Annotated in this window: 10 protein-coding genes; 8 read left to right on the top strand and 2 right to left on the bottom strand. The window is 60.8% G+C overall.

Annotation, left to right across the window (positions count from 1 at the left end; translation table 11 throughout):
• Window positions 1-423: Arm DNA-binding domain-containing protein (locus ACK5JE_RS01310; RefSeq protein WP_416799911.1), on the bottom strand; the 423-nt coding region annotated here is incomplete at its 3' end.
• Window positions 424-793: 370 nt separating this feature from the next.
• Complete coding sequence (locus ACK5JE_RS01305; RefSeq protein ID WP_416799910.1) at window positions 794-1,801, bottom strand: LacI family DNA-binding transcriptional regulator; 1,008 nt, start codon at window positions 1,799-1,801, stop codon at window positions 794-796.
• Between the two features lie 207 nt (window positions 1,802-2,008).
• On the opposite strand from ACK5JE_RS01305, the gene ACK5JE_RS01300 reads away from it, so the two are divergent.
• The 8 genes from ACK5JE_RS01300 to ACK5JE_RS01265 all read left to right on the top strand — a co-directional run bounded on the left by ACK5JE_RS01300 (window position 2,009) and on the right by ACK5JE_RS01265 (window position 10,618).
• Window positions 2,009-3,103: a Gfo/Idh/MocA family protein gene (locus ACK5JE_RS01300; RefSeq protein WP_416799909.1), complete on the top strand. Its 1,095-nt coding sequence runs from the start codon at window positions 2,009-2,011 to the stop codon at window positions 3,101-3,103.
• Window positions 3,104-3,189: 86 nt separating this feature from the next.
• Complete coding sequence (locus ACK5JE_RS01295; protein ID WP_416799908.1) at window positions 3,190-4,104, top strand: sugar phosphate isomerase/epimerase family protein; 915 nt, start codon at window positions 3,190-3,192, stop codon at window positions 4,102-4,104.
• Between the two features lie 13 nt (window positions 4,105-4,117).
• Window positions 4,118-5,296 (top strand): aldose 1-epimerase family protein, encoded by a 1,179-nt coding sequence (locus tag ACK5JE_RS01290; protein WP_416799907.1) that lies wholly within the window; start codon window positions 4,118-4,120, stop codon window positions 5,294-5,296.
• On the top strand, window positions 5,293-6,060 hold the full coding sequence (locus ACK5JE_RS01285; protein WP_416799906.1) for an SDR family NAD(P)-dependent oxidoreductase: 768 nt from the start codon (window positions 5,293-5,295) through the stop codon (window positions 6,058-6,060). Before ACK5JE_RS01290 ends, ACK5JE_RS01285 begins: the two co-directional genes overlap by 4 nt.
• Before the next feature lie 89 nt (window positions 6,061-6,149).
• Complete coding sequence (locus ACK5JE_RS01280; RefSeq protein ID WP_416799905.1) at window positions 6,150-7,406, top strand: CaiB/BaiF CoA transferase family protein; 1,257 nt, start codon at window positions 6,150-6,152, stop codon at window positions 7,404-7,406.
• The gene (locus ACK5JE_RS01275; protein WP_416799904.1) at window positions 7,403-8,596 is read left to right on the top strand and encodes a hypothetical protein; all 1,194 of its coding nucleotides are present in this window, start codon (window positions 7,403-7,405) and stop codon (window positions 8,594-8,596) included. The genes ACK5JE_RS01280 and ACK5JE_RS01275 overlap by 4 nt, the downstream gene beginning before the upstream one ends.
• Window positions 8,597-8,632: 36 nt before the next feature.
• On the top strand, window positions 8,633-9,400 hold the full coding sequence (locus ACK5JE_RS01270; protein ID WP_416799903.1) for an enoyl-CoA hydratase/isomerase family protein: 768 nt from the start codon (window positions 8,633-8,635) through the stop codon (window positions 9,398-9,400).
• 27 nt (window positions 9,401-9,427) lie between these two features.
• A complete protein-coding gene (locus ACK5JE_RS01265; RefSeq protein ID WP_416799912.1) occupies window positions 9,428-10,618 on the top strand; it encodes a fumarylacetoacetate hydrolase family protein in 1,191 nt (396 codons plus the stop codon).
• Window positions 10,619-10,634 lie beyond the last annotated feature (16 nt).

Here is a 10,634-nt window from a genome sequence, read left to right as displayed (position 1 = left end):
GTCATTCTTCCGAGCGACCCCATTCTTTATCCATGCATCAAATAGGTTTTCTACCGTTCGGCCCTCAACCCTAGACTTCTCGGCTTCCTTGATGGTCTGAACGGCGAGTTGCTTCCGCTCAAATTCATCAATCACCTTTCTATCTTTAGGATTGATCCCCTGTAGATAGTCTTCTCTCGCTTTATTACGACGCGCCCGTCTTTCGGCCATATCAACGGAGGGCCATGACCCAGCGTAGAACCATTGTTTCTTTCCTTCCCACCTGTAGCCAAAACGGAAAGGAATAAAGATTCCTCCATCGGGGCCAACGCGGACATTCCCAAACAAATTATCGCCATCAGCGATCGTCTCGCCTTTCCAGTCGGGCGTGATAGCTTTAAGCTCTTTATACGTCCAGCGAGTGCCGCGAGGCCGTCTTGACACAGGTAATCTCCTAAATGGGTACTCAAATGGGTACTCAAAATTGACGCAATAGTGCGTATAACAGCGAACAAGTACGAACCGAAGTTTAGCCGGAAACACGCATGAACACTAGGCCTATGTAGTACGCGAATGTTCGCAGCCATACGTCATTATTAAGTTTGTACTTGGCTACGAACCAAGGGGTCGTGGGTTCGAATCCTGCCAGCCGCGCCAGAATTATCTAGCCTTATCAGCTAGTTAGAACCGCCTAGGGATCCAACCCCCAGGCGGTTTTTCTTTGGCTGCGTGACTTGTGCGTGACTTCTGGCCTCTCCCATGAACCGGCAACGCGCATTCACGCCTTTTCAGTCATCGGGAGGCCTGTCTCGTCCTATCCCACAGGAATGTTTTCCCGAAAGATGACCTGCAGCCGCGGCATGTAGGTGGGCTCGGGGGCTTTTCTGACCGCCGATACCAGCAGCTTGACGATTTCCCGCGCCTCGACACGAGGATTCTGATCGATCACGGCATCCATGACCCGGCCAAGCAACAGCCGTCTGCTCGAATCCGTGAGCTCATGCCCGATGAACACAACACGCTGGTCCAACCCGGTCTCCTGCAACGCGCGGGCAATGCCCTGGTTCCCGGCCCCGATGTTGTAGATGGCGGCCGGAGGCCGGTGGCGCAGCAACTCCCGCGCCGCCTCATAGGCCAGCTCGCGATCATCGCTGACCTCCATGATGCGCGACATTTCCAGGTGCGGGAATTCCTCGCCCAGCAGCGCGCGAAAGCCCATTTCCCGCTCCTCATGCCCCCGGTACGCAAGAGAACCCGCAAACACGGCAATCTCTCGTCCCCGTCTGTCGTCCAGGAATCTGCCAACCAGCCAGCCGGCCAGCCGGCCAGCCGCGCGATTGTCGATGCCGACATACCCGACCCGCCCCGAAGCGGGAATATCGGACACCAGAGTGCTGACTGGAATCCCGCTGGCCTGAACTGCCGCGATCGCCTCCCGAACCTGGGGATGATCCAGCCCGACCAGGCCGATGGCATCGGTGGCTCCGCGCAGCTCGTAGAGCTTGTCGGCCAGCGTGCCCGCATCAAATCCATCAATCAGATGCAGTTGCGCCCGCACCTGCGGCCGGACCTGTGCCTCGTCCAGCAGGTGACGCCCGAGCGCCACCATGAAACTGTTCGAACCGGCGGGCAGGATGAAATCCATCCTCACATCCCCCACCATGGTTCTCGAACCACCACCGAAATACCCGAGGCGATTGGCGACTTCGATCACGCGACCACGGGTTTTCTCGCGAACCCCCTCCCTTTCATTGAGCACCCGGTCCACGGTTGCCGTAGAGACACCCGCCTCATAGGCGATTTGCGAAATCGTTGCACGCATGCATTGTTTTCCTTGCCGTTCATCGAAGGCCGCTCATCCCTGGCTGGCCGTCCGCCTGAGCGAGGCTCATCGAATTATAGAATGATTTCTCAAAAATGATGTATTTGATGTTTTTTTATGATTGATACATGATCATACGATCCACATAATGGGTCAAAAAACATCGCCCCCATTGAGGATCGCTTCAATCCTTAGGCAGGAGACAAAATGCCCGAACCTCACTTCGAGCCTGACGTCCAGATCAGGGAAACCGGCTACCGGATCGGCTGCATCGGCGCCGGCATGATCATGGCCGAATGCCATCTCGCGGCTTATCAAAAGGCCGGATTCGACGTCTGCGCCATTGCGTCCCGCACCCGATCACATGCCGAAACCGTGGCGCGGCGCTGGTCCATCGATACCGTACACGACACACCGAAGGACCTGATTGCGGATTCCCGGATCGAGATCGTGGACATCGCCTTCCCGCCCGATCAGCAACCCGCACTGATCCGCCACGCCTTGGCGACACCGCATGTGCGCGCCATCCTGGCGCAAAAACCGCTGGCACTGACCCTGGACGAGGCGCGACAGCTGCGCGACGAGGCCCGGGCGGCGGGCAAGGTACTGTCCGTCAACCAGAACATGCGCTATGACCAGTCCATGCGGGTGCTGCGACAGATCCTTGATCAAGGACTGTTGGGCATCCCCGTTTTTGCGCAGATCGACATGCACGCCATCCCGCATTGGCAAGCCTTTCTTCGGGACTATGACCGTCTGACGCTGGCCAACATGAGCGTGCACCACCTCGATATCCTGCGCTATCTGTTCGGCGATCCGCAGTCCGTCACGTGCGTGACCAGGCAAGACCCGCGCACGACCTTTGACCACACTGACGGGCTGGTCGCCACCACGCTCCAATACGAGAACGGACTGCTCGCGCTTTCGCTCGAGGATGTCTGGTCAGGGCCCACCGGAGACGATTATGAGGACGATCAGCACATCCGCTGGCGCGTCGAAGGCACGGATGGCACGGCGCGCGGCACGATCGGATGGCCCACGGGCGAGCCCTCGACGCTCAGTTTCGCATCCCGTCACGGCACCGACGGAAAGTGGGTCACTCCCACTTGGGAAACCATGTGGTTCCCCGACGCCTTCACCGGCGTCATGGAGCAATTGCAATATGCGCTGCGCACGCAAAGCCCCCCCTCGCTGTCCGTCGCCGACAACGTGCGCACCATGGCGCTTGTCGAAGCCGCCTATCGATCGGCGGACGCACGGCGCACCGTCGATCTCAAGGAAATTCTGATCGACGGCGACTAGGGCCTGCTCACAATCAGGCCCCGTTCACCCCAACCCGATCGCCTCGGGCGAGACGCTTTCACCCATACGCATATCAGGAGACACACATGATCCAGACAGGCATTTTTACCGGCTATTTTCCTTATGATCTCGAAAAGACAGCCAAGACCATCCGCTCGCACGACTTCAACACGGTTCAGCTCGACCTGCACTTCAAGGGCATGGATCTGGGACTCGGCCAGCTGACCAAAGAAAAGTGCACGACCATCCGCGATACGTTCCGGGACCATAACCTCCCGGTCTCCTGCATTTCCGCCTATACAAACATCGTCCACCCCGCCAGGGCGGAGCGCAAGCGGCGCAACGACTACCTGAAAGAAATCCTGGCGCACGCTCAGTATCTCGGGTCGCCCTACGTCATCTCCGAGACCGGCACCTTCGACACCGAGAGCGACTGGGTGCACCACCCCAAGAACAAGACCGAAGAAGGCTGGGAGGAATGCCGCGAGGTCATTCGCGAGCTCGCGCAGCACGCCTACGATCACGGCGCAATGTTCCTGCTGGAGACCTACGTGAACAACGTCGTCGGCTCGGTGCAGGAGACCTTGCGCATGTTTGCCGAGGTGGATCATCCCGGCCTGGGCCTGCTGATGGATCCGACCAACTATTTCGAAAACCACAACATCGATCAGATGGACCAGACGCTGCACCAGGTCTTCAATGCGCTGTCGGACAAGATCCGGATCGCACACGCCAAGGACGTCAAGCGATCGGGCGAGGACAAATCGGAGAAACACTCCGACATCGGAGACGCCGACGCGGCCGAAAGCCATACGTTCCGCGGCGTGGGCGAAATCGAATTGCCCGCCCCCGGCCTCGGTTCGCTGAACTATGACCTGTATCTCAAGCGCCTGGCCCAGAAACACCCCAACATCCCGATCATCATCGAGCATCTGACCGAAGACGACGTCCCGCGCGCCAAACAGTTCCTGGATGGAAAACTCCGCGCCAATGGCGTCTGAGCCCGGAGCCCTCATGGCTGCACTGTACGGAAACACCCTGACCCGCCGCCAGCTGGAGGCGCGGTGCGGTCAGCTCTCACAATTCGCCGGTGTTCGTCTCATGACGCTCGATGATGGCGTGGAACGCGGCATCCGCATGCTGGAATTCCGCAACGGCGCCGGGCTGCGTTTCACGGTCCTGATCGACCGCGCCATGGACATCGCCGACTGCGAATATCGCGGCCAGGCCATCGGCTGGCACTCCCCCTCCGGATTTCGCCATCCCGGACTCCACGAATACGAAGGAGAAGGCGGCCTGGCATGGATGCGTTCGTTCTCGGGATTGATGGTGACGTGCGGGCTGGATCACATCCTGTTCATGTACGAGGCCCCCGCCGACAACTATGTCTATGGCCCGCGCAAGCGCGTGAGCCAGTCCATTCACGGACGCGTCGGCACCATTCCCGCCCGCCTGAGCGGCTACGGGGAATCATGGGAGGGGGACCGCTGCATCCTCTGGGCCGAAGGCATCGTGTCGCAGGGCACGGTCTTCGGTGAGCATCTGGAACTGCATCGGCGCATAGAAATCGATGTCGGAAACCCCGAAATCCGCCTGACCGACCGTGTCGTCAACCGGGGCTTCTATCGGACGCCGCATATGCTGTGCTACCACATCAACGTCGGTCATCCCGTGCTGGACGAAGGCTCGCGCTATCTCGCCCCCATCAGCGAAACCACCTGGGCGGCGCATGCGGATGACTACCGCAAACAGGGCGTCGGCTACCGCACGATGCCCGCGCCGAAAACAGGCTTTCACGAACAGGTCTGGCAGCACGAGATGTGCGCTGACCCGGCCGACGAAGTCCCCGTCGCGCTGGTCAATGAGCGGCTGGGCCTGGGTTTCGAAGTCACGACGCTCAAAAGCCAGTTCCCTTGCCAGTATCAGTGGCAGAACATGCAGGCCGGCCAGTATGCGATGGGCATCGAGCCCTCGACGAATCATGTCCTGGGACAAGGCGCGGCGCGTGAACGCAACGAAATGATCTGGCTGGAACATGGCGACGAGCGCCGCTATGACACCCGGTTTCGCATCCTCACCGATCACCAGGCCATTGGGCAGGCCGAGGCCCGCATCCAGGCCATCGCCCGCCAGCCCGAGGAAGAATATCCCGAGCTTTCTGGGCATTTCCCGCCCATCGGAGGACGCTCATGATCCCCCCGAGTCCCTTTTCCATGGCGGGACGGCGCGTCCTGTACACCGGCGCCGCCGGTGGTCTGGGGCTGAAGACCACCCTGTCCATGCTCGACCGGGGGGCGCTGGTCATCGCGCTGGATCACAACCCGGACCACATCGAGCGTCTGCGCTCAGAGGTCACTCCCGAACAGGCGGCCCATCTGGAAATCGTTCAGACCGACTTGGCCGACGAGGCCGGATTGCAGGCGCAGTTGCAGCGCCTGACGGCAGCCGCCCCGATCGATGTGGTGATCAACAACGCCGCCATCTATCCATCCATGCCTTTCGAGCAATACAGCCTGGAGCAATTGCGACGCGTGCATCGCGTCAATGTCGAAGCCGCCGTGCAGATTATCCGCACCATCCTGCCCGGCATGCGCACCCGGCACTGGGGGCGCATCATCAATATCTCCTCGATCACGCTGTCGGGCGGCTGGGAAAACCTGCAACCTTACGTCCAGTCCAAGGGCGCCATGCTGGGCAACACCCGCGCCCTGGCGCGCGAGTTCGGCAAGTGGGGCATCACGGTCAACGCGATCTCGCCCGGGGCCTTTCCAACCGATGCGGAGGCTATCCATCCGGATCCTGAAGGCTACACCCGCATGGTACTGGAACGGCAATCCATCAAGCGGCGCGGCCATCCCGGCGATATCGCCGCCGCCATTCTGTTCCTGGCTTCCGACGAGGCGGGCTTCATTTCGGGACAGACGCTCTCGGTCGATGGCGGCTGGGACATGCACTGACGGCCAAGTTCAGACGCACGAATCTCCCGCCCCGCCGACGGGCAACACGCCTGTCAGCACAGGCGCCAATCTCAATTCGATGGAATGACATGAAGAATATTCTGGAAGGCTACAAGGTGCTGGATTGCTCGATCGCGATGGCCGGCCCATTCGCGGGACAACGTCTGGGCGATCTCGGAGCGGATGTCATCAAGGTCGAGCCGGTGGCCGGCGAGTGGCAAAGACATGTATCGGCCGGTGGCGCGCGCGGCAATCAGGTCAATGTTTCGTTTCTGTCCCTGAACCGCAACAAGCGCAGTCTCGCTATCGATCTGAAATCGGACGAAGGCAGAGAGATTCTGTACCGTCTCGTGCGCGAGGCCGATGTGTTTCTTCAGAACTACCGTCCAGGCGTCGCCCCCAGACTGGGCGTAGACTATGAAACCCTGTCGCGCCTCAATCCGCGCCTCGTCTACGCCTCCATCTCCGGATATGGCGAAGAGGGCCCCTACAAACTGAGGCCCGGGCAGGATCTTCTGCTTCAGGGCATGAGCGGCGCCATGATGTCCGCAGGCCGCGCGGGCGATCCCCCCTCTCCCGCAGGTCAATACCTGGTCGATGCCGTGACCGCATCCACGGCATTCGAAGGCGTGCTCGCCGCCCTGCTGCATCGCGAACGCACGGGCGAGGGACAGCTTGTGCAGGTCAACATGCTCGATTCCATCATCGCACTGCAGATGCAGGAACTCTCCGTATTCAGTGTGGGCGGCAAATCTCAGCAACGCAGCCATGAGCCCCATGCCCATGTCTACATCCGTGCCCCCTACGGCGTCTTCAAGACAGCCGATGGCTATATCACCCTGGCGTTCCCATCGATGAAAAACCTGGCGACCGCACTGGACGCCCCGGCACTGGCGGCAATGGACGATGAGAAGGACACATTCGAACGCCGGGACGAGATCTACGCCATGACGCGGGAAAAACTGCTGAACCGCAGCAGCGCCGAATGGCTGCAGATTTTCGGTGATCTGGGGATATGGGCGGGACCCGTGTACGGCTATGACGACGTCATTCGCGATCCCCAGGTCGAATTCAATCAGACATTCGTCGAATACGAGCATCCGACCGAAGGCCGGGTCAAGACACCCGGATTCCCCATCAAGTTTTCGCGCACGCCGTCAAAAGTGGCGCGAGGCGCGCCGCTGGCCGGAGAACACACCCGGGAGATTCTGCGCGAGCTCGGCATGCAAGCCACGGAAATCGATCAATTGCTCGCCAGTGAGGTCATCGGTGAGTCCCGGCCCCCAGAGAAATCGCCCGCTGAGACACAGGCACACCCCCAGACGCATGCAGGCAACACGCCATGACACCAGCCCATCCATTCAGGGGTCTCACCTGGGACCACCCCAGGGGTTACGATGCTCTGGCCGCCGCGGCAGCACAGACACAGTCGGATGAACTGCAGATACAGTGGGACCGCCAATCGCTCGAAGGGTTCGAGTCCGCCGCCATCGACGAACTCGCGCAAACCTATGACCTGCTGGTCATTGACCACCCCCATCTCGGTGATGCGCTGGACAAGGGCTGCCTGAAAGACATCCGCACGCTGTTTTCACCATCCAGGCTGGACGCGTGGCGTGACCAGTCCATCGGACGGAGTTTTTCAAGCTATCAGTACGGCGAGGGGCAATGGGCGCTGCCGCTCGATGCAGCCACGCAAGTCGCCGTGTGGCGTCCAGATCTGACCTCGGAACCTGCGCCGATCATATGGGCCGATACGGCAGCCTATGCGCAACGCCATCCGGTTTGCCTATCGCTGGCGGGGCCTCACGCCTTTCTGACCCTGTGCAGCATGGCCCATGCGTTCGGCGCGGCCATGGGCGACCACCAGGACAGGCTGTTCAAAGGCGGCGATCTCGCTGCCGCCTGGGATTTACTGTCTTGCCTGTACGCGCATCATCTCATTGAATGGCAGGACAAAAATCCGATCGCGCTGCTGCACGCCATGAGCACCACGGACGAGGCCGTCTACTGCCCGCTCGTCTATGGCTACGTCAATTATGCCGGTTCACGCAGTCCCGGAAAAAAACTCTCCTTCATTGACGCGCCCCACGGTCCCGGGCGCACCATCGGCTCCGTGCTGGGTGGCACGGGGGTTGCGATCACACAACGCTGCCAGATCACCCCGGCCCTGCTGCGCCACCTCGAGCATCTGATGGCGCCGAATACGCAGACGGCATTCATCCCTCAGCACAACGGCCAGCCCTCCGCCCGGATTGCCTGGGAAAACCAGACATTGAATGCCGGGCATGGCGATTTCTACCGCCACACACAAAGCACACTGGAAAACGCATTCGTCCGCCCCCGGTTTCCAGGCTATACGCGCTTTCAGCTCGAAGCCTCCGCCGCCGTGCGTGAACTTTTGTCCGCACGTGCCAGCGCTTCGACGGGACTGGCCCGGCTCGAGAAATTGCACCTCGAAGCCTTGCGAGCGGCCGACAGACACAAACCGCACGCTGAACCATCTGGCACGTCGTCACACGCGGCCCGGCCTTGACCTCTCTCGATTGCAGATCCCATCCAAAGGAATACGATGAGTCACGTCCTCTTCTCGATCGAAGATCAGATCGCCACCCTCACCCTGAACCGTCCTGAAAAACTCAACTCGGTGACACCAGAGATGGCACGGGCCATCATGACCCATGTGCAGCATTGCAATGAAAACGACCAGATCCGCGCGGTCATCATCACAGGCGCTGGAGAACGCGCCTTCTGTGCTGGCAGCGATATTGCCGAACTGGATACCTACGACACGCCCTGGGTATTCCGGAACCGGCCGGACTATTGCGACGCCATCCGCGCCCTGCGTAAACCCGCCATCTGCGCGATCAATGGCTACGCCCTCGGCGGCGGGCTGGAAACGGCCATGTCCTGCGATATCCGCATCGCATCGGACACGGCAAAATTCGCCTCCCCGGAGGTCAAGCTCGGCTGGATCGGCGGAGGGGGCATGGCCTATATGCTCGTGCACAATATCGGCGCATCCAATGCAGCGCGCATGCTGATGACCGGAGAGCCCGTCAGCGCCGACACCGCGCTTGCCTGGGGCCTGGTCAGTCAGGTTGTTCCGCATGAAGCACTGCAATCACAGGCCAGGGAAATCGCGCAAATGATCGCAGCCCGCCCCCCCATTGCCGTGCAAACGGCCAAAACAAACATCCGCGCCGCCTACGCGGTGCCGCTGGAAACCGCCATCCAGTACGAACGCGATCTGCAAACCATCTGCTTTGCCACTCAGGACGCCGATGAAGGCCGGCGTGCATTCAAGGAAAAACGATCCCCCGTCTTCGAAGGCCGCTAGTGGTCGTCAGAACCCGGTATCGTTATGATGATTCTGCAAACCGTCCCCAGGACCGCCATGCCCTCCGAGACTCCCCTGCTTCCGGTCGATCATGAAAACGCATTGCTGATCGGCCGCATCCACGATCCGCGCGATGAGGGACCGAGTGTCGTGGCCATCAAGGCGGGCGGACTCTTCGATCTGACGCGTCAATGTCCGACCGTCTCACAATTGCTGGAATCAGACGACATCGCGGCCCTCGTCTCTGCGGCACGCGAGGCCACGCAATGGTCGCTCGATACCGTCCTGCGCAATACCCTCGCCCATGACCAGGCAACGGCGCGCTTTGTCGCGCCCTGCGACCTCCAGGTGATCAAGGCCTGCGGCGTGACGTTTGCCGGCAGCATGCTCGAGCGGGTCATCGAGGAAAAAGCGGCCGGCAATCCTCAAGAAGCGGCACGCATCCGGGAAAACATCGGCAAGGTCATCGGCCACGCCATTTCAAACATTCGTCCAGGCTCGGAAGAAGCCTTGCAGGCACGCGAATACCTGATCCAGGAAGGCCTTTGGTCCCAGTATCTGGAAGTCGGCATCGGACCGGATGCCGAGGTATTCACCAAAGCCCCCGTCCTGTCCGCCGTGGGCAGCGGCGAAGCAATCGGCATTCTGAAGGCATCGCAATGGAACAACCCGGAACCCGAACTGGTCCTGGCGGTGAATTCCCGGGGCCGGATCTGCGGCGCCACCCTGGGCAATGATGTCAATCTGCGCGACATCGAAGGCCGCAGCGCCCTGCTGCTGGGCAAGGCCAAGGACAATAACGCCTCCTGCGCCATCGGTCCTTTCATCCGTCTGTTCGACGAGGGGTTCACGCTGGACGACGCCCGCGGGCTCGAAATCAGTCTGAACGTCAGTGGCCGTGATGGTTTCGTGCTCGACGGGCACAGCTCGATCAGCCGGATCAGCCGGGATCTGGCCGACCTGGTCGCGCAGACCTGCGGCCGCCATCACCAATACCCCGACGGTTTCATGCTCTTTACCGGCACCCTGTTCGCACCGACAGAAGACCGGGACGATCCCGGCCAGGGTTTCACCCACAAGATGGGAGATGTCGTGCGGATCAGCTCACCCAGGCTGGGTTCGCTCGTGAATCCGGTCACCCACAGCGAGGAAGCCCCCCCCTGGACCCGCGGCATCACGCACCTGATGCGCAATCTGGCTGGCAGAGGGCTGCTGTAGGGCGGCCAGGTCAGCC

Origin of the sequence: Castellaniella sp. (genome assembly GCF_047971665.1) — a bacterium.
Lineage (GTDB): Bacteria > Pseudomonadota > Gammaproteobacteria > Burkholderiales > Burkholderiaceae_B > Castellaniella.
Note: the sequence above shows the minus strand (reverse complement) of the source record. Positions and strands in the feature narration are given on the sequence as shown.